This is a genomic window from Dactylosporangium sp. NPDC051485, assembly GCF_040682015.1.
Taxonomy (GTDB): domain Bacteria; phylum Actinomycetota; class Actinomycetes; order Mycobacteriales; family Micromonosporaceae; genus Dactylosporangium.
In genome coordinates this window covers 1-21,763 of record NZ_JBFAZW010000043.1, presented here as the reverse complement: position 1 = coordinate 21,763, position 21,763 = coordinate 1, and the positions used below count along the sequence as shown (strand labels likewise).

Annotated in this window: 19 protein-coding genes and 3 pseudogenes; 4 read left to right on the top strand and 18 right to left on the bottom strand. The window is 71.8% G+C overall.

Annotated elements, in window-relative coordinates; genetic code table 11:
- Nucleotides 1–320: 320 nt before the first annotated feature.
- From AB0M46_RS24175 to AB0M46_RS24160, 4 genes and pseudogenes are all read right to left on the bottom strand, one after another.
- Entirely contained in the window at nucleotides 321–710 is a 390-nt protein-coding gene (locus AB0M46_RS24175) for a hypothetical protein (protein WP_363339224.1), read from the bottom strand.
- Between the two features lie 27 nt (nucleotides 711–737).
- Nucleotides 738–1,348, bottom strand: a pseudogene (gene prfH / locus AB0M46_RS24170) (peptide chain release factor H).
- On the bottom strand, nucleotides 1,345–2,433 hold the full coding sequence (locus AB0M46_RS24165) for an RNA ligase RtcB family protein (RefSeq protein WP_363339223.1): 1,089 nt from the start codon (nucleotides 2,431–2,433) through the stop codon (nucleotides 1,345–1,347). The pseudogene prfH and the gene AB0M46_RS24165 overlap by 4 nt, the downstream one beginning before the upstream one ends.
- 119 nt (nucleotides 2,434–2,552) lie before the next feature.
- A complete protein-coding gene (locus AB0M46_RS24160; RefSeq protein WP_363339222.1) occupies nucleotides 2,553–3,722 on the bottom strand; it encodes an ISAs1 family transposase in 1,170 nt (389 codons plus the stop codon).
- 58 nt (nucleotides 3,723–3,780) lie between these two features.
- Between AB0M46_RS24160 and AB0M46_RS24155 the strand changes: the two genes are divergently transcribed.
- Nucleotides 3,781–4,803, top strand: coding sequence for a group II intron reverse transcriptase/maturase (locus tag AB0M46_RS24155; protein ID WP_363339221.1), 1,023 nt, complete (start codon nucleotides 3,781–3,783; stop codon nucleotides 4,801–4,803).
- Between the two features lie 145 nt (nucleotides 4,804–4,948).
- Here the strand turns inward: AB0M46_RS24155 and AB0M46_RS24150 are convergent.
- Nucleotides 4,949–5,461 (bottom strand): annotated as a pseudogene (locus AB0M46_RS24150) (NB-ARC domain-containing protein); the annotation flags it as partial.
- Nucleotides 5,462–5,515: 54 nt separating this feature from the next.
- Between AB0M46_RS24150 and AB0M46_RS24145 the strand changes: the two are divergent.
- Complete coding sequence (locus AB0M46_RS24145; protein ID WP_363339276.1) at nucleotides 5,516–6,310, top strand: hypothetical protein; 795 nt, start codon at nucleotides 5,516–5,518, stop codon at nucleotides 6,308–6,310.
- On the opposite strand, the gene AB0M46_RS24140 is transcribed toward AB0M46_RS24145, so the two are convergent.
- A complete protein-coding gene (locus AB0M46_RS24140; RefSeq protein WP_363339220.1) occupies nucleotides 6,193–7,035 on the bottom strand; it encodes a hypothetical protein in 843 nt (280 codons plus the stop codon). The two genes, AB0M46_RS24145 and AB0M46_RS24140, sit on opposite strands and share 118 nt — an antisense overlap.
- A 346-nt stretch (nucleotides 7,036–7,381) precedes the next feature.
- On the opposite strand from AB0M46_RS24140, the gene AB0M46_RS24135 reads away from it, so the two are divergent.
- Complete coding sequence (locus AB0M46_RS24135) at nucleotides 7,382–7,618, top strand: CPCC family cysteine-rich protein (RefSeq protein ID WP_363339219.1); 237 nt, start codon at nucleotides 7,382–7,384, stop codon at nucleotides 7,616–7,618.
- 134 nt (nucleotides 7,619–7,752) lie between these two features.
- Here AB0M46_RS24135 and AB0M46_RS24130 read toward each other — a convergent pair whose 3' ends face one another.
- Nucleotides 7,753–9,465, bottom strand: a complete 1,713-nt coding sequence (locus AB0M46_RS24130; RefSeq protein ID WP_363339218.1) for a hypothetical protein — start codon at nucleotides 9,463–9,465, stop codon at nucleotides 7,753–7,755.
- Between the two features lie 174 nt (nucleotides 9,466–9,639).
- Between AB0M46_RS24130 and AB0M46_RS24125 the strand changes: the two genes are divergently transcribed.
- On the top strand, nucleotides 9,640–9,876 hold the full coding sequence (locus AB0M46_RS24125) for a hypothetical protein (RefSeq protein WP_363339217.1): 237 nt from the start codon (nucleotides 9,640–9,642) through the stop codon (nucleotides 9,874–9,876).
- Nucleotides 9,877–10,125: 249 nt separating this feature from the next.
- Here AB0M46_RS24125 and AB0M46_RS24120 read toward each other — a convergent pair whose 3' ends face one another.
- The 11 genes and pseudogenes from AB0M46_RS24120 to AB0M46_RS24070 form a co-directional block, all read right to left on the bottom strand.
- Nucleotides 10,126–11,400 (bottom strand): ATP-binding protein, encoded by a 1,275-nt coding sequence (locus AB0M46_RS24120; RefSeq protein WP_363339216.1) that lies wholly within the window; start codon nucleotides 11,398–11,400, stop codon nucleotides 10,126–10,128.
- 349 nt (nucleotides 11,401–11,749) lie between these two features.
- The gene (locus AB0M46_RS24115) at nucleotides 11,750–12,412 is read right to left on the bottom strand and encodes an A24 family peptidase (protein WP_363339215.1); all 663 of its coding nucleotides are present in this window, start codon (nucleotides 12,410–12,412) and stop codon (nucleotides 11,750–11,752) included.
- A gap of 433 nt (nucleotides 12,413–12,845) precedes the next feature.
- Nucleotides 12,846–14,504: a hypothetical protein gene (locus tag AB0M46_RS24110; protein ID WP_363339214.1), complete on the bottom strand. Its 1,659-nt coding sequence runs from the start codon at nucleotides 14,502–14,504 to the stop codon at nucleotides 12,846–12,848.
- A complete protein-coding gene (locus AB0M46_RS24105) occupies nucleotides 14,504–17,938 on the bottom strand; it encodes a hypothetical protein (protein WP_363339274.1) in 3,435 nt (1,144 codons plus the stop codon). The genes AB0M46_RS24110 and AB0M46_RS24105 overlap by 1 nt, the downstream gene beginning before the upstream one ends.
- A gap of 15 nt (nucleotides 17,939–17,953) precedes the next feature.
- The gene (locus AB0M46_RS24100; protein WP_363339273.1) at nucleotides 17,954–18,322 is read right to left on the bottom strand and encodes a hypothetical protein; all 369 of its coding nucleotides are present in this window, start codon (nucleotides 18,320–18,322) and stop codon (nucleotides 17,954–17,956) included.
- Nucleotides 18,323–18,600: 278 nt separating this feature from the next.
- Nucleotides 18,601–18,906, bottom strand: a complete 306-nt coding sequence (locus AB0M46_RS24095) for a hypothetical protein (protein WP_363339213.1) — start codon at nucleotides 18,904–18,906, stop codon at nucleotides 18,601–18,603.
- Nucleotides 18,907–19,143: 237 nt separating this feature from the next.
- The gene (locus AB0M46_RS24090) at nucleotides 19,144–19,725 is read right to left on the bottom strand and encodes a TadE/TadG family type IV pilus assembly protein (protein WP_363339212.1); all 582 of its coding nucleotides are present in this window, start codon (nucleotides 19,723–19,725) and stop codon (nucleotides 19,144–19,146) included.
- Entirely contained in the window at nucleotides 19,722–20,180 is a 459-nt protein-coding gene (locus AB0M46_RS24085; RefSeq protein WP_363339211.1) for a TadE/TadG family type IV pilus assembly protein, read from the bottom strand. Before AB0M46_RS24085 ends, AB0M46_RS24090 begins: the two co-directional genes overlap by 4 nt.
- An 11-nt stretch (nucleotides 20,181–20,191) precedes the next feature.
- Nucleotides 20,192–20,395, bottom strand: coding sequence for a hypothetical protein (locus AB0M46_RS24080; RefSeq protein ID WP_363339210.1), 204 nt, complete (start codon nucleotides 20,393–20,395; stop codon nucleotides 20,192–20,194).
- Between the two features lie 301 nt (nucleotides 20,396–20,696).
- Complete coding sequence (locus AB0M46_RS24075; RefSeq protein WP_363339209.1) at nucleotides 20,697–21,566, bottom strand: type II secretion system F family protein; 870 nt, start codon at nucleotides 21,564–21,566, stop codon at nucleotides 20,697–20,699.
- A pseudogene (locus AB0M46_RS24070) lies at nucleotides 21,563–21,763 on the bottom strand (hypothetical protein); the annotation flags it as partial. The gene AB0M46_RS24075 and the pseudogene AB0M46_RS24070, both read right to left, overlap by 4 nt.

Here is a 21,763-nt window from a genome sequence, read left to right as displayed (position 1 = left end):
TTTGTCTGGATGCGTCGCGGCGAGATCCCACCGCGGTGTCGAGGCGTGCCAGGGGTGCGACAGGTATCCGACGGCCCGGGCGGGCGTCCGATCGGCGACACGGCGAGGCAAGCCGGCATTAACTCAACGCCAGTGCTGATGACGGTCATCTACGTCCTGGACGGCGGGCGGATCGTGGAGCAGGGCCGCCACGACGAGCTGCTCGCCCGCGGTGGGCCCTACGCCGAGCTCGCCGCGCTGCAGTCGGTGGCCGGGTAGCCGTCAGGCCAGCTGCCGCAGCTCGTCCGCGCGGACGGCGCCGTGCGGCGGCTCGCCGGCGGTCAGCCTCGGCGCGGCGGCGCGCAGGCGCTCGATCGCGCGGGCGTCGCCGTGCTCGTCGTCGCCGCCGGGAAGACGCGGACCGCGCGGGCGCCGAGGTCGGCGGCGAGGGCGGCCTCGGCGAGCAGGTCGGCGACGCATCGTTCGTCATCGACCTGGCGGCTGGCCACCTTGACGTAGGAGGCGACGCGGAGGACGGCGACGCCCTCCAGGGCGGCCACGGCCGCCCGCCGCCCGTCCGCGGACAGTCCGATGTGGACGGGCTCGTCGAGGGCCGAGCGCAGTTCGACGCCGCGCCACCCGGTGCGCCGGGCCAGCGCCGCGACCTCGGGCAGCGGCAGGCCGGGGCAGCCGAGGGTCGAGAACGCCAGCCGGCCGGAGATCCATGCCATCGACCGAGCATAGATCGGGGGCTGACGTCACGGGCGCTCGGTGCGGACCGGGTTGCCGCGCACGAGGTCGTCGTGGACGCGCCAGCGGGCCGTCTCCAGGGCCGCGCCGGCCGCCGCGTGCCGCTCCTCGAGCCGGCGGCGCAGCAAATCGAGGGCGATGCGCCGGTTGAGGCCGAACTGCCGCTCGGTGTCGACGACGACCACCATCCCGGTCGGCCGGTGCGTGGCCCGCACGGCGGTGCTCACCTTGTTGCGGTGCTGGCCGCCGGGGCCGCCGGTGCGGCACGGCACGATGTCCACGTCCGCCTCGGCGAACTCGGTGCGCGGGGCGCCGACCTCGCAGCGTTCGGCGATGACGTACCAGTTTCGGCGCTCGGTGCTGCGAAACGGGCTCGGCGCCCGCCAGCACAGCGTGCCCGTCCAGGCGCCGGCGACCTGTGCCGCCCGCTCCCCCGCGAGGCGCAGCAGCACCGAGCGCAGGGTGCCGCGCCGGTCGCCGGCCACGGACTCGACCCGCTCGGTGCGCACCCCGGCGCCGCCGCCTCGGCCTCGAGCCGGGCGACGAGCTCCGCGACCGCCCACGAGCACTCCTCGGGGCCGCGGCCGGCCGACACGACCAGGTGCAGCGGCTCGCTCATCGCCGCCCCTTGCGCGGGTCGGCCGTCTTGTAGGTGACCACCGGCACCGTGCTCACCACCGGCGTGGCGAGGCCGTGCGCGACGAGGTCGGCGATGACCTGCTCGATGCGCTTGTACGCCCCCGGCGCCTCCTCGAACAGCAGCTGCCGATCGCCGCACACGACGACGGACCCGGTCGGCGGGCGGCGCAGCTCCTCGACGGTGTGCTTGGCCCGGTTGCGCACGAGCGCGTCGGCCCGCGACATCTTGCGCCCGGCGCCGTGGGCCACGGAACGCCCGGCGTCGTCGCCGGCGTGGGCGGCCACCACGTACGACGGGGTGCCGCGCGTGCCGGCGATGAGCACGTCCCGCCCGTCGCCCGGGGCGGCGCCCTTGCGGTGCAGGTAGGCGCCGTCGCGGACCTCGACGAGGTTGTGGCACTGGTCGATGACCGGCTCGGCCGGGCGGGCGCCGAGCGCGTCGGCGACCCGCGCGGCGATGAGCCGGCGGTTGAGCGAGCCCCAGCGCACGGCGGCGTCGTGCCGGGCGAGGTAGTCCGCCGGGTCTGCGGCCGGCCCGGCGCCGTGGACCTCGGTGTGGGCGCGCAGGATGCGCTCGCCGAGGCCGCGGGAGCCGCTGTGCACCACGAGGACGAGGTCACCGGCGGCCAGGCCGAGCCGCTGGGCGTGGCCGGCGTCGAGGACCTCGTGGACGCGGGCGAGCTCGGCGAAGTGGTTGCCGCGCCCGACGGTGCCCAGCCCCTCGAGGTGCCCGGCCGGCACGTCCTCGGCGCTCAGGTCGGCCCAGTCCGGGTCGACCGGGACGTCGAGGTCGGGGAACTTCGCCGCGAGCTTCTGCGGGTCGGGCCGCTTGAGCGCGATCGGGAACACGGCGATGCCGCAGCCGATGTCGGAGCCGACCAGGTGCGGGTACAGCACGGTGGAGGTCATGGCGGCGCCGATCGGCGCGCCCTTGCCGGGGTGCAGGTCGGGCATGCCGGCGACGTGCAGCATGCCGTCGAGGGCCGCAACCTGGTGGCACTGGTCGACGGCGCCGGACTCGATCCAGCTGCCCTCGGAAGCGAAAACGGTGACGGTGGCGGGCAAGAAACGCTCGTCCTTCGACTGAGGAGGAATGGTTGGCGTCGGTTCACCGTCAGCGCGTCATGCGCCCAACCATCCCGGCCCCCGCCCAGGGGGATTTCAAAGTCCGTGAAGCGTGTTGGTCACCGCTGGAGTGCTGCGGTCAGGACCGGCAGGATCCGCATCCGGTCTGCCGCGATGCTCTCGGTCAAACGTTTGACCTTGGAGATCCCGGCCAAGCGAAACAGGGAAAGGACCAGGTTGCGCAGGATCGCCATGGACTGCGGGCCGTTGCCGATGTAGGCACCCTGGGCGTCCTCGCCGAAGACAACGTCGCGGGACCAGTGCACCAGATTCTCGATCGCCCAGTGCCGTCGAACGAACCCGGCGAGCTGGGCGGGTGTGGCCCGGTGGGCCGGCAGGCTCGTGACCCCGTAGACGACCTCCTTACTCACCCGCGTCCCGAACGGGTCGAAACGCTCCCGGAGCATCCGAAACACCCGCGCCGCCTCGGGAAAGTCGACCCCGCCGGCGTCGACCACCCAAATCGACCTGCGGATCGTGTCCCCGTCGCGGTCTCCGACCTCGCTCCAGTCCGCATCCGCCACCACCGCCGCGGGCATGACCGCGGCGATCTGCCGCAGCACCTCCACCTGGTTGGCCTTCACCTGCAGCACGTAGTCACCGCCACGTTCGAACACGATGTAGTCAGCCATGTCGACCTGAGCATGCGCGGCGTCGGCGGTCACCACCCAGCCAGCCAGATCCACCCCATCCAGCAGCGCACGGACCTGGGTGGTCTCCGTGGTCGCCGCCGGCACCCGCACCTGCCCCAGCACGACCGCCCACCCATGGGCCATCGCGGCGAACAGGGTCACCTCCCCCTCGGCGGTCGAGGCGCCCCGGACCGTCTTGGCGTCCATCGCCAACCCGCGCAGTTCGTCGCCGTCCGAGTCCAGCAACGACGCCAGCCAGGAACCGACCACCCGATCGGCGCCATCGGCGTCCAACAGGGTCAATGTCCTGCGGATCGTCGACCCACCGGGCGCCTGCACGGCTCCCAACGCGGGACACGCCCGCCCACCGGCCAGCGCCACCAGCGACTGGGGCAGGTCAGCGACCCGATCGCCGACCTGCCGGTAGTTCCGCGCCCCGGCCAGCACCGCGAACACCGCCACCGTCAGGATCGTCGCCAACCGATGACGCACCCCACGCGGGTCACGCGGGTCAGTCACCTGCTCGAACATCTCCACCAGCTCACCCACCGCACCAGCCCCGGGCAGCACCTGCGGCAGGCCAAGAATCCCCGCCACGGCACCCGATCCGACTCTGACGGCATGCGACACTGACACAGCGGCTCCTTGCTCCTCGATGACGTTTGTTGTGGAAGACCAACATCATCGCAGGACAAGGGGCCGCATCTATGTCTACCCCAGAACCGGGCTGAACCTACCAGCAGAAATAAAGATCAAGATACTTTGGAATCCCCCTGGCACACGACGGGAGGCCGAGGATATCAAGGGCAAGATCGGAAGGGTTCTCGGCTATCGCCTCAAGCTGGAACTCTCCGAGCACAAGACCTTGATCACTCATGGACGGACCGAACCGGCCCGTTTCCTCGGCTACGAAATTGTGGTCCACAACAACGACGCCAAGCGCGATCGGAACGGTCACCGCTCGATCAACGGGCAGATCGGCCTGAAAGTGCCCATGGACGTCGCGCGAGCCAAACGCAAGCCCTACATGCGACGCGGAAAACCGGCTCCCATCCTGGCACGCGCACACGACTCGGATTTTCAGATCGTGGCGCGTTACCAGGCGGAGTTCCGGGGCCTCGCGGAGTATTACCAGCTGGCCTACAACCGGCACCGTCTCGGCACGCTGAGGTGGATCATGGAACGGTCGCTGACCAAGACGCTGGGACACAAGAACAAGATCAGCGTCAACAAGGTCTGGAACCGCTACCGTGCCACCTGGCAGACACCAGCAGGTCCTCGTAGAGGCCTGCAAGTCACGGTCGAACGCGGCAACGGAAAGAAGCCACTGGTCGCCCGATGGGGCGGGGTGTCCCTGGCCCGCAGGACCACAAAGGTAGTCCTCAAAGACGACCTCCCAGCCATCTGGAGGAAGCGACCAGCAGAACTCATCGACCGGCTCATGGCCGGTCGATGTGAACTCTGCCAGTCGCGCTCAGACGTCGAAGCGCACCATGTCCGGCGGCTGAAAGACCTCCTACCCGGGAGCCGGGACGAACAGCCCGGCTGGGCCAAGCAGATGGCGTCACGCCGTCGCAAGACCCTGATCGTCTGCCGTGACTGCCACGACGGCATCCACAATGGACAGTCGACGCGGCAGGCTTCGAGGAATACGGCACTGGAGAGCCGGGTGCGGTGACAAGTCGCATGCCCGGTTCGGAGGGGGGACGTCGGAAAAGGTTCCGCATCCGCGGAAACCTCGCCGGCGTCCTACCCTGCGGCCAGTGCGACAGCTCGCGGGCCAGCCGGTGCAGGGCGTCGGCGTGCTGATGCTCACTCACGCGAAGGCGCTGCCGGAGAAGTTCGACCGCCTCGCCGGGTTCCATGACGCCGACAGCAACGGTGGTCCCGATCGGCGGGGCCGCGCTGTCGATCGAGGTGATCAGAGTGTCCCCAGTCCCGAGCACAGGAATCCACCGCTCGGCCAGCCGACGATCAACGACGTTGTCCACGACCATCAGCCATCGGCCCGGCAGCCCGCTCAGCACGGTATGCAGTTCGTCACGCAACTGAGCCGGGGTGGAGTGGTGCCCCGTCGTCCGCTGACCGGATTGCAGATAGGTGAGGATTCGGCGGAAGGCGCTGGCGAACGCAGGTTCGCTGTCGCCGTCAACCCAGAAGATGCAGTCGTAGGCGTCGGCTCGGTCAGCCACGTATGCCGCGGCGAGGCTGGACTTGCCGATCCCTGATGGTCCGAGAAGGACGACCCGGCGAATGCGTTGGGACGGTTGTGCGTGCAAGCCGTCCGCGATCTTGCGCAGTGGCAACGGTCGGGCGACGTCCGGTACTGGCGGCATGGGCCCGACGAGGATGCCCCAGTCGCGTGACCCGATGCCACGAGCTAGATCTTCGTGGCTGATCAGGAGATGCGCTCGCAGCTGGTCAATGGTGAAGACGGCCTTCGCCTCGTCGGCCGCCCGGTCGAGGATCTCTGCGACGAGGTGGCCGAAGAGCAGCCCGGCAGACCGCTGTCCGAGCGCCGCGTTGGTCCGGCTCCGAAACTCGCGGAGACGCTCGCGCAGTCCGTCACGGATCTCGTCTTCTTCGCGAGGGTCGAACCGTACTCGGCATCGCAGCAGCCGTTGGCGTTGCCCGGTCGGAAGGTCACGGACCTGCACGAGCCGCGTCGTCGAGATGATCCCGGTCAGGGCCTGGGGAAGCAGTTCGGCATCGCGGACGGCCTCGAGCGCCGCAGCGAGGTGCCGCGTGCCCTGCGCCGGCGCGGCGTTGGTCAACAGTTCGTAGCTGTCGGCATCGTGCCGGATGAGGCCGAGAAGGACACCGAGCGCCTCACCGGGCGCCATCGAGCCGCCGGAGGGCTTGCTCTTGACCTGCACCGCACGGCGAGTACGTCCATCGACATCGAGCACGTCGAAGTCAATGGCGTTGCGGCCAGGGGTGTCGGCTGTCGGCCCCTCAACTCGCACGCTGCCCACGGCCGGGTCGTCGACGACGTCCAGCAAGGCTTCCAAGGTCCGCCAATACTGGTAGCGGAACCCGTAGGCGGCTACCCGGCCTCCATCCATTCCTACCCTCCGCTCCGCAGCATGCCGCCCTGCTCTGGCAGTAGGAGAGCCTCAGGTGTAGCCGACATGAGCGCGGCGAGGCGCGGGAAGAGCTCGTCGACGCGGCTCAAATCGCGGTAGGTCCGGGTGGCATTCAGCAGGTCGACGACCGTATGCGCCAGGGCCACGCCGCCGTGTTCGATCACTGCCGCATGACAGGTCAGGAGGTCGCGATAACGCTGGGTCCACTCGGGATATGGATACCAGCCGACGCTGAATTGGCCTCGAATAGTGCCAGGTATCTGCCAGGGGTTCAGCAACTGCGAACGGCCATGCGGCAGTGGCAGCATCGCCGGCACGGTGAATGTCTCGTCCGCGCCGCCCTCGGCCCGCAGAAGCCGTCGACTACGGAACACGCCCACGTCGACCAACCGATTGAACGAGCCAATCCACACAAGGGCATGGCCGTCGGTCGTACCATCCGCGCGGGTCGTTGGTGGCCGCTTCCACACGCCCATATCAGCTAGCCGGGCATGCTGCGGCAGCCGGAACACGCGGGCGCAGCAGGCGATCAGCTCCGCCTCGAAGCCCAGCTGGCGCAATGCGTGAACCATCTGAGCGCTCTCGACCACGACGCGGTCCGGGGGCAGATCGCCAACGGCTTGGTGGACCGCAATGAGCATCGCAAACAGGGGCGTGAGCTCGACCGGCTCCGTCGTGAGTCGGTCGAGACCGAGCCCTGGCAGCAGGAGACGGTCGGCCGAGGCACGTACCCGGATGCGGTCGACCTGCTGACCGGGTACCGGAATCGGCCGCCGGCCTGGCTGTCGACGCCCACGTTTGCCCGCGCCGCGACCTTGTCCCACCGGCCCTCCCATCGATGCAGCAACGACGAGTAACCCTACCGTCGCCCTACGACAGTTCGGGACGGGCGAGGGAAGCGTTGCTGCGCGTCAGACCTTGTAGGCGTCCAGGAACTGCGCGGCTCCGGCGCGGCAGTCAGCGGGCCCAGCCCAGGGCAACCGCCTGACCCGGTCGTGGTGCGGCGCGGCGAGGACGTCGAATCGGTCGGACGCTGGCGTTGAGTTCAGCCGGCGAGAGAGCTGGATGATGACCGCAGGGGGCTGGCGCGCGTAGGGTGGACCCGTCCAGCCACCGGAACGGCCTCGGCGCTATACCCGGCGCTGCCGGGCATGTGGAAGGCTTGCCGGCGTGGGTCAACCAACCTTGCCCCGGTGCGCTTGTTGTGGTTTCCGAACAGGATGCAGCACCTGCCCGATCTGCTATTGGACCGATGATGGCCGCAGCGACGTACACGACGTGGTTGCGGAAAGCCGCAACGGCGACCTGAGCCTCGCCGACGCTCGGCTCAACTTCAGCATCTACGGGGCCAGTACGCTGCGCTACAAAGACCTGGTCCGCGCCCCCCGCGCCGACGAACGACCCTAGGACCGGCAGCGCTGCCGTCCCGAACGGCGCCCGCGGACGGGGTCTGCTGCAGTTCCACGGCCTGCCGTACGTCCGCACCGACCGGACGACCGGCGACCGGGCGGCTGTCGCGGGTGTCGCGGCTGCCGGCTGGGTTACCAGGCGTCGTGGACGGCGACGATGCGCCGCCACGGGACCGTGACGGTGGGGCAGCCGGGCAGGTCGTGCGGCCGGTATGTCAGGGCGCCGGTGTCCGGGTCGACCGCCTCCGGGGAGACCACAAGTTCGACCTGGTCGAGCGCGTCCGGTTCGCCCGCGGCGAGGACGAGGACGGCGGTGTAGTGCTGCAGCGCCTGGCACAGCTGCTGCAGGATCTGCCCCGAGCCCGGTCCGCTGGTCTGGTGGTCTTCGGCGGGGATCCACCGCCACCGCTGGGGCAGGTGCCAGTGGTGGCCGTCGCGTTCGGTGGCCCAGGCGCGCAGGTCGGTCGCCGGCGCGGACCCGGCCCGCCAGGCGACGACGGCGGGCAGCGGACCGTCCGGGTCGCCGGTGCTGTCCTGCGGTAGGTACCCGGCGGCGGAGCGGAGCAGGGCCCGCACGGCGCGGTCCTCGACCGGGGTGCCGGCGGGCACGACGCCGCCGGCTTCGGCGTGCAGGTAGTTGCTGCGGTGGGCGGCGGCGTGGCCGGCGGCGAACACCGGTACCCGCAGGACGACCGCCTGTGGGACGGTCTGCGGCGGCGGGATCGGGTTGCGGTATCGGGTGGCGACGACGGCGCTGGCCAGGACCGGGTACTGGGTGAGGTAGGCGACCTCCCGGTCGGGGTCGTTGATGATCGGCCACCCTGCGACGAGCAGGAGTTGATCGCCGTCGCCGCTGTGCAGGTGCCCGTCGTGCAGGGCGGCGGCCAGCCGGGTGCACCAGGCGTCGACGACGTGGCGGCGCACGAGTCGGTACTCGGCGGCGGCCCACGCCGCCGGTGAAGCATGTCCGGTGGCCGCGGTCAACGCCTGGGTGGGCAGCAGCGACACGTCACGGACCTCGGCGTTGCCGAGGCGGGTCTCGACGGCGGCGAGCATGGCGGCGTGTCCGGCGGTGAGGTCGCCGTCGGCGGCGACCGCTTGCAGCCACGCGTCGAGCGCGTGGCGGGACAGTTCCGGTTCGTAGAGCATGCGGCGGGCGCCGCCCGCGATGGCTTCGAGGATGTGGGCCTCGTCGAGGGTGGCCCGGTCGCGCAGCAGCAGGTCGCGGGCGCGGGCGGCCAGGACCCGCAGCCCGGGCGGGCCGGCGGCCTGCCGGGCCACCGCCACTGCGGCGTCGGCCCGCCGGCGCAGCCGGTCCCAGGCCGTGACGGCGGCGGCGCGGTGCGCGGCGAAGCCCCGGGCGCCTTTGAGCCCGGCGAGCAGCGCAGGGATGGGGTCTGGTGGGTCGAACGGGGTCTGCCGCGACCAGCGGGCCACGTCCAGCCACCCCATCGCGGGGGCGAGGCGTTCGAACTCGGCGACCCACTGCGCGGCGGCGACGATCAGGCCCGCCGTGATGTGCAGCGCCCCGGCCGGGCCGGGTACCCGCAGCTGGTGCGCGCAGGAACTGCACAGGTCGTGCTCGCCGAGCACGCTGACCTGCTGCACGGGCAGGCCGACCGGGCGGTAACCGAACACCCGGGTCACGTGGGTGCACCGGTGGGTGTCGGTACCGGGGGCGTGCCACTTGCCCTTCGGGCTGACGCGCACCAGGTCGAGGTGCATCGCGGCGAACGGCTCGGCCGGTAGCCCGGCGGCGGTCACGGTCGCCTCGGTCAGCTGGGGCAGGACCGGCGGGCGGAACGCCGGCGCGATCCGCGCCGACCCGGTCGTGGTCACGGCCATCGGGTCACCATAGCCCGCGATCAGCGACGCGCGGCGCACCGGCCACAGCGCGGACGGGTACGCCGGGCGCTGTCGACCGATCGCGCATCCCGCGTCCGGCCCTCGCGGCTCAAACCGTCCTCACCGCGATGCGCACTTTGCCGTCCTGGACCGTGTATCCGCCCCGTGCCCGGGATGGGCGTACGGACCGAGGTCATCCAACGCTGGGGCGCTCAGGCAGGTACCGCGGCGCTGCGATACCTGCCGGAGCCGGATGGTTTAAACGGCGGCGGTGGCCAGTTGCTGGTCAGCGGCGGCGGGTACGAGCGTGACGTGATGGCGTGCCGTGTCGAGGTTGCCGCGCGCCTCGACGAGTGCGACCTCGGCGGCGGCGACCCGTGCGCCCGCCGGGGCCAGAAGTCCCCGACGTAGGGCGCGACGTGGTGGGCGAGTTCGGCCAGCGCCGCGGTGGTGTCCACGAGAGCCGCCACCGCGAGGTCGGGCGGGTAGAACCCGCTGACGGCGACGATGCGACAGGTCTGACGGGCAACGTCTCGCAGGTGCCGCAACGCGGCGGGGACCACCTCGGCATCGTCAGGATCCGAGACGGCCGGACCGTTCAGCAGATGGCGACATCGTCCGGCTCCGCCATCGCCGTCTACCCTCATGTGACATCCGCCATTATCTGGACGGCCGTCGACCCAGCGTCGTTCCTGACTCGTCGACGAAGCGATCAAGGTACGGCTCCGTGCCGAGGTTCCGGAACAGCGGGCGCAACAACTGGTCGACGACAACGGGCGCGTCGTGCGGTAGCCGACGTGCGGAGACTCTGACGGTGTGACGGTAGTGATCATCGTCGTACGGTGCGAGGTTGAGCGAACTCGAGTTGGCAAGGTTGGCCGATATTTTGCCAGCCATACGGTCGAGGTGGATGCCAAACAGCCAGTTACCGGCGTACCCGGCCTCGCGTGAGAGGGCGTCAATGAATCGCACTAGATCCAGGGTGAGGAAGAACAGGGCGTTCTCGTACACGACGGACCCGCTCGCAACAGGCCGCACCGGCCAGCCCGCTGCGGCGGCTTGCTCGGCCGAGGGATCCAGACCGTTGTCCAGGTTACCGGCGGCGAGGTAGATGTAGCGGACCGAGCCGTCATCGTCGACGCCCAACATGCCGCCGATTCCCTCCGTTGGGTTACCAGACCAGGTGCGTATCCAGCTGCCGCGCACACGCTGGCTTCGTGCACCGTCCATCATTCCCGCCATAGCATGGGCGGGACGGTCGCGTCCGACATCGGCTCGGCGCAACTCGTTGGTGACCTCGGTGGTGCGCTGCATCAGCGCAATCCGGGCCTGGCGATCGCGGCTGTACTTGACGAACATGTCCGGCCAGCCTTGTGACGGCACGGCCGGGAGGTAGAGGTGCGGCACCCGGCGATTCGCGGACGCGATCGGATCCGCCCGTACCGTCAAATCAAGCTGGCGGGCCAGCAGCTCGATCACCCGGCCACGCAGCCGAATCAACCGCTCGACATCATTGTCAGCCATCTTGACCTTGGCGGTCTCCGATCGCCCGTAGTAGACACCATCCACGCTGTGCGGCGCGTCTGACGACTCGTCGATCTCGATGACCAGGAAGCCGTGCGGCGCGCCAGGCTGGCTGCTCGGATCAATGAGCAGGTGCGGTGTGACATGCAACGGTGGTGTGACCAAGTCCCGGGCGATCTGATCGATCGTCTCGGCGATGCCCACGGGAAGGTCGATCGGGTATGCGCTGAACGTGTGGTTGGTCTTGTCCTCGGCCACCCCGTAGATGAGGTAGCCGCCCCTGACCGCCATACTCGCCATGTCCCGGGCGGCTTCCAGATGAGCCTTACGCCGCTCGCCGCCGCTGAGCGTCCCGGAGGACTGCGGGTTGGGGTACAGCTGGCGTTTGTAGTCGATCCAATGCCCGCTCATCAGGCAGGGTCGCGGCGGTCAGTGCAGCGTCAAGCGCACCGTAGTCGAGCGGTACGACCCGCTGTGTCACAGACATGGTCGTCAGCATGACGCTTCGTCACCTCGATCGCGAATGCGTTGCCGGCGCGGCCCGAGCTTGAATTGGGCATCGGCTGACTCAGGCGATGCCAGTCGACGGGTCTGGCTGGGGTTGCGTGCGGCATTGGATGGGCCATGCGTGTGGCCGGACAGAAACCTGTACAGCCACTCCGGTGGGCGGCGGCGGGCCGCAGTGCGGACATTGATCGCTGGAACGTATCGGCGGGGCGCTGGTACCGCCCGGCTGGTGCGGCTGCGGGCGTGCGGTCGGTCATACGGGGAGCAGGGCCGCGATGACGGCGCCGGCGGCGAGGAACGGCCCGAACGGCAGCTCACCGCGGCCGTCACCGTCGCGGCGGTTCCGCCGCCACTGGCCGATGGCGAACGGCAGGCCGAGCAGGTACGGCAGGACGGCGGCGAGCAGGGCGGTGTCCCAGCCGGTGGCGGCGGTGAGGCCACCGATCAGCGCGGCGAGTCGTACATCGCCCATGCCGATCCCGGTGGGGGTGAGCAGGGCGACGGTGAGGTAGCCGCCGCCGAACAGGGCCGCGCCGGCGAGCCCGGCCAGCAGCGTCCACGGCTGCCCGGCGGCGACGGCTGCCGCCGTCTGCAGGGCGGCGATGATCGCGGCGGTGCCGGTGATGACGGGTGTGGGCAGCCGCCGCACGGCCAGATCGGTCAACGTGAGCAGGATTCCGGCCTGCAGGAACACGAGCCATGCCGCCGTGGTCAACACCGCTGGGGCCGAGGCGGCGGGCAGGTGCCGGCACAGCGCTGCGGCGCCCAGACCGCCGACGGCACCGCAGAGCCATCGGCGCATGCCGCGCCGGGCGGCAGGCGGTGCGCCGGGCCGCACCAGCCGGTCCGCGACCGCCGGAAGGTGCGCGGCGGTGACCGCGCTCAGCACGACGACCCCGGCCAGGACGGTGCTCACTGGCGGGCCGGCGCTGGGCTGGCGGCGCTGGCCGCGGGATGGGGCTGGATGCGCGGCTGGGCGAGGCCACCGATGGTGGCCTCGCCCAGCGGAAGCTGGTGGTCTCTGGTGTGAGTGACCGCGGTGCGGTCAGAGCACGCTCCAGGACCCGGCTCGGGGAACTGCCGCACGGCGTTGCCGCATGGGCAAGAGGCGAGTGACGGAAACAGCTGGACGTCCCGGACCGCCCTACCGGAGGTTGCCCTCCATTCGGGTATGGACCCGACCGTAGCTTCGTGCCGCACCGTGGGGCAAGTTGTTGGCGCACCGGCCATGCGGCGTGCGCCCATACCGCGCACTGGCTCGGGCGGCGCCGTCCCGGCAGGGCCCGGACGCATCCGCCGGGAGCACAGGGTGCTGCCGGCGTCGAGTGTGGTCCGCGGGCCGGTACCGGTCATTGGCTGATGTCGTCGCTGGGCGGCCAGTACCGGCGAACGGTGCGTTCGGAGCGCCCGATCCGGGCGGCGATGTCGCGGGGATGCGGGTCGGGCAACCGGTGGTACCAGTACGCGACCGCGGCGACGGTTTCCTGCGGCACGGTGTCCTCGTCTCCCTCCCCGTCTGCGTCTGCGCCGTTGGTGTCGGTGTCCTCGTCCTGTTCGTCGTGGCCTTCCTTGCGGGTGTCTTGAGCGGTGTGGTGCTCGGCTCCGGGACGTGGACCGTCGACGGGTGAGGCGTCGCCATCGAGACGGGTGGGGCCGGTGCTCGGTTCGGGTCGCTCCTCGCCGGGTTGGCGCGCTGGGCCTGCGGGGACCGGCGTCCAGTGGGATGCCGCGACCACGGCTGCGGTGGTTGCGGGTACCGCGGGGTCGTTGAGCGGGACGTCGGCCGCGGCGGCCGAGCCGTTGGTGTCGGGTCGACCGGTGGTGGGTGGGTGGTTGTCGTGGTCCACCGTAGGCGCAGCCGGCGGCGTCGTTGGCGTCGCCGACGGCGCCTGAACCGCTGCGGACGGCCGCTTGTCGTCGTCGGATGCCGGTTCGGTGTGCTCGACGCGAGCGGAAGCGGTGACAGCTGCCCGGGTGCGGGCCGGTGTCCGGTCGGGGCTGTCGGTGGTAGGGCCGGTGTGTGGTGCTGGTGGCGGCGCGCTGGTGGTGTGGGTGGCGGGGGTGTGCTGGTCTGCGCGGTGGGGTGTCGGGGCGGTCAGCCGGGCGGGGGTGAGGTCGTGGGCGATGAGGGCGGTGAGGCCGTCGTAGTCGGCGCCGTCGGCGAGGCGGTCGGCGATGATGTCGAGGTCGAAGACGGCGACGGCGATGTCGGCCGTTGTCGGGTCGACGGCGGCGCGGATCTTGCGGTGCAGGACAGTGGCGATCGCCGCTTGACGGCGTTCGGTGCGGATCTCGGTGCGGGCGGCGGCGAGCGACGCGTACAGGCCGAGGTCCGGGTCGGCCTTGGCGAGGGACCTGGCGCGGCGGGTCAGCCACGGGTGCCGGAGCCAGTGCCCGACGACCTCGTAGGCGGGGGTGGTCGGGGGCAGGTCGCCGAGCGCGCGGAGCCGGTCGCGGCGGGAGTTCTCCGCGTGGGTGAGCCACACCAGGTAGCCGAGCGCGGACATCCCGGCGAAGAACCCGCCGAGGAGATGATCCTGGTGGGCGAGCCAGTTGAACGCGACGGCGCCGGCGGCGATCGCGGCGGACAGGATGCGGGAGCCGATGGCGTGTTCGCCGAGTCGGCGGCGCACGTCGGCGTTGGCGAGGACGACGACGCCGCCGAGTTCGAGGGCGCCGACGGCGGGGATCGCCCATAGCAGCGGGATGTGCAGGGCGGTGACGGCGCCGCTGACCTGACCGGCGAGCGCGACGAGGAGCACGACGAGGTAGAAGCCGCGCCGCAGGTACCCGGCGTGGCGGACCGCCTGCTCCAGCTCGGCGTCGACCGTCACCACGGCGGACCGCTTCGCCGCTGGGGGCGCGGATTGCATGGTGGACCCGGCACTGGATGGGGATGTTCCTGGCGCGTGCCGTGCGGTGCCGTTCGGGGCGGGCGGCAGCGGCCCGGCCAGGGTGGCGGCGCCGTTGACGGCCCGGGGGCGGGTGTCGGCGAGGTGGGCACTCATCAGGCGGCGGCGTCCTCGTCGGGGCGGGCGTCTGGGCGGGCGACGGGGCGGGGCCCGGTGCGCCGCAGCGGGGTCTGCAACCGGGCGACGAGCTGATCGGCCAGGGCGGTGGTCTCCTCGGCGGGTTCGGCGTCGATCTCGGCGAGGCGGCGGATCAGGGTGCGGCGCAGCGCGCGAATGGCGTCGACGTCGCCGAGCGCGGCGTGGGCGCGGAACCCGGCCAGGTACAGCGCCTCGGTGTACGGGTTGTGCTCCAGCGCAGCGGCGAGGATCGGCAGGACCTCGGCGGGGGTGTCGGTGAGCGCGTCGGCCAGGGCTAGGACGGCGTCGAGGACCTGCTGGCGGACGGCCTCCCGATACGGCTCGACCCACTCGTAGTCGGCGCTGGCGGCGAGGTCGCCGCGGTACTGATCGACCGCCCGCCGCCAGGCGGCGATCCGCACTGCCGGGTCGGTGGCCTGTTCGGCGTCGCGCAGTGCCTGCTGCATGCGCCACAGGTCGATGTCGAGGACGTCGCGGTTGAGCTGGTACCGGTCGCCGCTGCGGCGCACGTACTCGGTCGGGGCGCCGGTGCGGCGTAGCACGTCGCGCAGCGCCGACACGTAGGTGTGCAGCCGGTGGGGTGCCCGCTTGGCGGGTGCCTCGGGCAGCAGGTCGTCGGTGATCGGCTCGTAGTGCACCGGTCCGTCGTGCACGGCGAGGTAGACCAGGAGCTCGACCGATTTGGCGCGGGCGGCGCCCTTGCTCATGTCCATGTCGAGGATCTGCGGCGGGCCGAGGACCAGGACCTGCACCACCGGATCCCGTGCAGGCTCCGCCTCGCCGCTGTCGGGTGCCGGGTCGGGATCCGCTTCGCCGGGTTCACCGCTCGCAGCGGGACCTGTCGGCGCTGCGTCCGCCGGCTCGGCGTCGGCCGGGGCCGGCAGGTGCGGGTCGGTGTCCGGTGCGGGCGCGTGCTGTGGGCCATCGGGTGACTGCGGCGGCTCCACCAGGTCGTTGGCCGGATCGGCGGCGGGATCGGCGGTGGGGCGCATTGCCGCCGGCCCGGTCTCGAGGGCCGGGATGTCGGCCGGTCCGCGCCCGGCAGCACCGGTGCCGGTGTATGTGTCGGCGTCGGCGGGGCGGTGCTCGACGACCAGGATTGCGGCGGGTGCTGTCTCCTGCTGGGTGGCGTCGCCGGTCGGGGCGGGTTCGGGCCGCATCGGGGTGGGGGCTGGAGGTTCGGACGGGGCTGGGGATGGCGCGTGACCGGTGTGGGATTCGGCGAGCAGCGCGACAAGGTCGGCGGTTTCGGCCGGGGTGAGCACGGCGAGGCGGCCGACGTCGGCGGGGTGTCCGCCGTGGCGGGCCTGTTCACCGGCGGCGGGGCTGGTCGTGCCGTCGGCGGCGACGACGACGGTGTCGCCGTCGGGCCACGCGCCGAGCACGACGGCGTGGATGTCGAGGCGCTGGCCTTGTGCGAGCAGCGCCGCGACGCGGGCCCGTTCGTGCCCGGCCGCGGCGTCGGCGATGAGCAGGATCGGCTCGACCGGCTCCTCGAGGGGATCGGCGGTGCGGAGTTGGGTGATGCTGTCGACCTCGTGCCGGTAGACCAGCCGGGTGCGGTGCAGGGTCTGTGCCTCGAGCAGTTCCAGGGCCTCGTCGAGGCCGCCGGTGATCGTCAGCCGCGGTGTGTCGGGCAGGCCGACGGCTGCGGCGCCGAGCAGCGTCGCCGCCGTCGCGGAGGGCATCACCACGTGGGTGCGCGCCTGCGGGTCCTCGGCGCCGGCGGCGAGGGCGGCTGCCAGGAACCCGCGCGCCGCGTCCTCGGCGCGGGGTCCGGTCAGGCCGAGACCCGCGGGCGGCCACACCGCGATGATCGGGTTCGTCAGCGCCGGGACGACCGGCGGCGGCTCGTGTGCCGGTCCGTCTTCGTCACCGTCGTCCTCGCCGTCCTGCTCACCGGCACCGTCCTCCTCGTCGTCATCGACCCACCCGACGTCAGCGTCGCCAGCGTCGTCCTCGTCGTCAGCGTCGATGTCCGCGTAGGCGTCGATGTGACGGTCGTCGGAAGACAGGTTGTCGGGGTCGTCGGCGTCGAGGTCGATGAGCGGGCCGGGGTCGTTGTCGCGGTCCGGGACCGGTCGCCGGAGACCGTGGCGCAGGCGGGAGATCATCGGCGGCATCGGGGCGAGGTCGGGGTCGTCGAGGCGCAGCTGCGGGGACGGCGGCCTGGGGGTGTAGCGGCGGCGGCGGTGTGCCCAGACGAGCGCGACCGCGGCGATGACGGCCAGGGCGAGTCCGAGATCGACCCAGCTGCCGGACAGCAGCGACACCCCGCCGTGCTCGGTCGCCGAGCCCGGCTCGCTGTCCGTGTCGCCGGTGGCGGGGTCCAGCGCCGGTTGGGACGAGCCCGGACCCGCACTGCTCGACGCGTCACCGGTGGCTGTACCGACCGGCGGAGCCACGACGCCGTCGTCCGGCACGCTCGACGACGGCGCGGCAGTGGACGGCGCGACAGTGGACGGCGCCGTGGTGGACGGCGCGGCGCTCTGGCCGGGGTTCTGGGATTGGCTCGGGTCTTCGCTGTTACCGGGATCGGTTTGGGCGGGCGGACCGGCGGGTTGGGCGCCTGCCGGTGGGGTGGCGTCGGCGGGCAGGATGAGCACCCAGGTCGGTTCGATGTGATCGCCGCCGTGCATGCGGCCGGTCGAGTCATATCGGTCGGCGTTGAGCTGGTAGATCTCGGTCCAGCGGTGCGGATCGCCGAGCCACGTCTCGGCGATCTCCCAGAGGGTGTCGCCGCGTTGCACCGTGACGGTGTACTGCTGGCCGCCGCTGCTGATGGTGAGCGGGCCGGTATGCGCGACGGCGGCGAAGCGGGGCAGATCTGTGGACGGCGGTGCGGTGACCGTCCCGGTGTCCGTCACCGTGTTCACCGTGGCTGCCGGGTGTGCTGTGCTCGCTGTGGTGGTGACGGTGAGCCAGGGCAGGTCGGTGGCGGGGGCGCCGACGGCGGTAAGCGCGGCCGGCGCGGCGGCTGTAGTGGCTTGGCTGACAGCTGGGGCGGGGGTGGCGATGACCGCGACGGACGCTGCGGCGGGGGCGGCGGAGAGTCCGGCGATGAGCAGCGCGGCGAGGGCCTGCATCGGGGAGATGACCCGGATGGTGCGGGCGGGTCGGCCGCGGCGGGCGGCGATGAGTTCGCCGAGGAGGCTGTAGCAGAACGCGGCCCAGACCAGCCACAAGGCGATGGTGAGCAGACCGACGACGGCGGTGTCCGGGAACCCGCCGGTGAGGATCGCGGACCAGCCGACCCAGTCGGTGGGCACGGTCCGCGGTAGCGGCCAGCCGACGAGGGCGACCAGGGCGGTCGGCAGCCCGCCGAGCAGCGCGAGGAGGGTCAGCGCGCTGGTTGCGCGGACGATGGTCCGGCCGAGGCGGTGCATGAGCATCACGGTCGCTCCAAGTCAGGCCGGTGGCCCGGTGGTGGGGGTGGCCTGCGCGGTCGAGGTGACGGTGACGGTGTCGAACCCGAACGCGGTGAGCATCGGGGTGGCCTGCCGGCTGGTCGCGGTCACGCTGATCCGGGCGACGGTGACCTCGACGGTGCCGGTCGCGCCGGCCGCGGCGAGGAACTGTTTCGCGGCCTGCGCGGCCTTGACCGGGTCGAGGCGGAGCTCGCCGGTGGCGCGGTAGGTGGCGGTGTCGATCTGCTGGGCGCCGGCGCGGGCGGCGGACTGGGCCAGGTCGTATCCGGTGCTGCGGGCCGCGAACAACGCACCGCCGCCGAGGAGCGCGGCAACGAAGAGGACCACGACCATGCCGATGAACAGCATGGTCACGCTGATCGCTCCGGCGTCGTCAGGCAGCCTGGCCGCAGATCGTGATGCCGGCGGACGCAGCCGTACGGCTGCGGCGGTGAGCGCCCGGCGGTCGCTCAGCGGGGCACGACCCGGCGGGCACGAGCGGCGGTGACGTGGTCGCGCCTGACGCCGCAGCCGGCCGTAAGCGCGTAGCAGGTCCCGCACATATCGGTGCGGGCGAGCGGGGCCGCCGGAGCGGCCGGGGCGGTCCGGACAGGTCGTCGAGGTGTCGGTGTCGTGCGGTGCGGTCCTCATCGCAGCACCGCGACCGCGACGAGGACCATGCCGGTGAGCAGCGCGGCCACGATCAGGAGACTGATCACCACTGCCGATGGCGGTAGGTCCGGATGTGCGTTGGCGAGAGCGTTGGTGAGGTCGAAGTAGGCGCGCTGCTCCTCGACCGGCAGGGACAGGAAGTCGCGGGCGCCTTCACCGAGCGCCGGATCGTCGACGTCCGCGGCGAACAGGGCGACGAACTCCGCGAACGCTGCAGCGTCATCGTCGGCTGGTTCGTCGCCGGTGGGGCCGGTGCCAGTCGGCTGAGGGTGGGTGTTCATCGGGTCCTCCGTTCGCGGGGAGCGGTGGCAGGTCGGCCACCGGTGACGTTGCCGGGGCTGGTTCGCGGGTGCCGCTGGCTGGTGGGCGAGGGTGCGCGGGCGTGGTCCTGGCTGTGACCAGGCGGGCGGGTCGCCGCCTGCCCGTCGCGGCGTCGTCATCGACAGGCCGTCTGCACTGATCGGCGTCGCCATGCTCGGCATCCCGACGGGTGCCGTACCTGAAGGCCCTCGCTGTGCTCACCACGGCGCACCCGCTCGCGGGTTCGGGCCGGCGGGTGTCTGCAGGGTCTGGGGGGTCTGCGGGTTCCTGGCGGCGGCTGCATCGCTGCGGTAGCGGTCGAGCGGGCTGGTGGAGGTGGCGGTCACGGTCAGCTGGCCGGGTAGGCCGACGCCGGTGAGACGTTGGGTGCTGACGGTGCAGCCGATGGTGACGGTGAACTGGCCGCCGCGGTGGAACTGGCTGGTGTCGGCGGTGATGGTCACGGCGGTGCAGTGCCCGGCGAGGTTGACGGTGGCGGCGTCGCGGGCGGCGGCGGTCGCGGCGGACGGGTTGCGGGCGATGGAGCCGGCGCGGGCGGCGGCGGTGGCGGCGGCGTGTACGTCGAGGTTGGAGCGGGAGACGTTGATCGCGCCGATGACGAGGAACAGCAGCAGCACGACCAGCGGCACGGACAGGGCGAGTTCGACGGAGATCGACCCCCGGTCGTCGGTGGCCTGCGGGCGCCGGCCGCGGGCGGCGGCCGGCGCGGTCGTCCCCGCGGTCGACGTCAGGAGTGCGCCCGCGGTCGGGATCAGGGTCGGGGCCTGTGTGCTGCTCACGTGGTGTACCGCTCGGTGGGCAGTTGCACGATGACGACGATCGGGACGGGCATGCCTCGGGCGTGTCCGGTGATCCGTACGGTGGTGGTCTGGGCGGTGCGGGTGACGGTGACGGTGCGGTCGGCGATGAGGTCGCCGCCGAGGCCGGTGAGGAGGTCTTCGGCGTCGGTCTGGCCTGCTGCGGCGGTGCCGCCGACCACGCGGGTGGTCTGGGCCGCGTGGTCGGCGGCGGCGTGCGCGGCGAGGTATCCCATGCCCCAGAAGAACACCTGCGTGAGGACGACCACGATGAACACCAGCAGCGGCACGGCGAGGGCGAACTCGACGGTGACCGCGCCGCGGTCGTCGTGGCGTCGGTTCGTCCGGCGTCGTGGCCGCGGGCTGGTGCCCGGGCCGTCCGGACGGGCCGGGCGGCCTGGGCGGTCCAGGTGGTCGGGGCGGGTGCGGATGGGCATGGGATGGTTTCTCACCCGAAGAACCAGTTGGCGACGATGGCGTCGATGCCTTCTTGGTAGGCGAGGAACAGGCCCATGATGACGGCGGCGGCCAGGCCGATGCCGATGGCGTACTCGGTGGCGTGGCTGCCCCGATCTGGATTGGCCCGCAGCTCCGCAATGCGGTCTCGCACAGCGGTGGCAGTCAGGCCGGGTCGGATGGTGCGTGCTGACATGTGCGTGGCTCCTTGCTCGGTGGACGTGGCGTCCGGGAACGTCGGCCCGATCGACGGGCCGTCCGGATGGTTGTGGACGAGGCTGTGGATGACGCTGTGGACAGTGCTCGATGTGCCTGGTGAAGGCTGTGGACAGACTGTCTCGCTGCCGTCGTTCACAGCAGTCGGATCAGTTGAACGCCGATGAAGATCTCGAAGACCACACCGATGGCGATCATGACCATCAAGGTGCGCTCTACGCCCATGTTGTGCTGCCCTTCGGCGTCGGGTGCGGACTGTGGTGAGTTGTGGGGACTTTCGGTTACTGGCCTCCGATCACCGCGACCGCGGGGTAGATGAGGAAGAGCAGGAAGACGAACGTCAGTGCCATGAGCGGGATGCTCATGCGTTCGGTCGCGGACTCGGCGTGGGCTTCCAGTTCGGCGGTGAGCCGTTCGGTGAGCGCTTCGCCGCGTTGCAGGAGGGCGTCGCGGATGCGGGTGCCTTCCCCGGCGGCGAGGTGCAGGGTCCCGGCGAGTTGTTCGAGCTGGATGACGCCGGTCGTCTCGCCAAGTTCACGTAGCGGCTCCCACAGGGGCCGCCGCTCGATGCGGGCGGTGGTGAGGGCGTCACGGATACGGCGGGCGGCCCATCCTTCGGCGATGCTGGACGCATCGGTGAGGGCCTGCTCGATGCCGGCGCCGGCGGCGAGGGCGGGCGGCACGACGTCCAGGAGGGCGGCGAGGGTGTGCCGCATCAGCAGCCGCCGCTGCTCCGCCTCCTCCCGGATCGACAGTTCGGACACGGCGAACGCGCCGGCACTGAGCAACAGGCCGAGCCACAGCGGGATGGTGAACCCGATGTGGGCGCCGAGGGCGTTGAGCGCGGCGACGGTCGCCGGTGGGGCGAGCAGCCCGAGTGCGGCGAGGCCGACCTGCCCGGCCAGGTAGGTGGTCGGGTCCCGCTCGAGGATGGCGAGGTCCTTACGGGCTTGCGGGCGGGGCAGCCCGAGCTGGGCCAGCGGCGCGGCCACGCCGTGCAGCAGCCTGGCGCGGCCGATCGGCGGGGCCGGTGGCGGCTGTCGCAGCGTCGCGATCGCGGTGGCCAGGGACGGCCGGCCCGGGATCAGCGCCCAGACGAGTACCGCGAGGCCGAGACCGGTCCCGGCGCCGGCGAGGACGAGTCCGTTCACGGTGTCACCTCCGGTGCGGTGCCGGTCAGGATGCGGGGCAGGTCCGGGATGCGGCCGGTGCGCACCATCCACGCGAGGGCGGCGGCGAACAGCATGCCGAGCACGGCCAGGGCGAGCTGCCCGGCGGCGGTGCCGTAGGGGGCGAGGAACGCCGACGCGAAGATCATGAGTAGGACGACGGTGATCAGGACGACGGC

Bases quoted from the DNA above. Each gene is read 5' to 3' on its own strand.
- AB0M46_RS24175 (WP_363339224.1), bottom strand. From the start codon at position 710: ATGGCATGGATCTCCGGCCGGCTGGCGTTCTCGACCCTCGGCTGCCCC.
- AB0M46_RS24155 (WP_363339221.1), top strand. From the start codon at position 3,781: ATGACGTTTGTTGTGGAAGACCAACATCATCGCAGGACAAGGGGCCGC.
- AB0M46_RS24130 (WP_363339218.1), bottom strand. From the start codon at position 9,465: ATGGCCGTGACCACGACCGGGTCGGCGCGGATCGCGCCGGCGTTCCGC.
- AB0M46_RS24125 (WP_363339217.1), top strand. From the start codon at position 9,640: ATGGGCGTACGGACCGAGGTCATCCAACGCTGGGGCGCTCAGGCAGGT.
- AB0M46_RS24120 (WP_363339216.1), bottom strand. From the start codon at position 11,400: ATGAGCGGGCATTGGATCGACTACAAACGCCAGCTGTACCCCAACCCG.
- AB0M46_RS24110 (WP_363339214.1), bottom strand. From the start codon at position 14,504: ATGAGTGCCCACCTCGCCGACACCCGCCCCCGGGCCGTCAACGGCGCC.
- AB0M46_RS24105 (WP_363339274.1), bottom strand. From the start codon at position 17,938: ATGCTCATGCACCGCCTCGGCCGGACCATCGTCCGCGCAACCAGCGCG.
- AB0M46_RS24100 (WP_363339273.1), bottom strand. From the start codon at position 18,322: ATGCTGTTCATCGGCATGGTCGTGGTCCTCTTCGTTGCCGCGCTCCTC.
- AB0M46_RS24095 (WP_363339213.1), bottom strand. From the start codon at position 18,906: ATGAACACCCACCCTCAGCCGACTGGCACCGGCCCCACCGGCGACGAA.
- AB0M46_RS24085 (WP_363339211.1), bottom strand. From the start codon at position 20,180: ATGCCCATCCGCACCCGCCCCGACCACCTGGACCGCCCAGGCCGCCCG.
- AB0M46_RS24080 (WP_363339210.1), bottom strand. From the start codon at position 20,395: ATGTCAGCACGCACCATCCGACCCGGCCTGACTGCCACCGCTGTGCGA.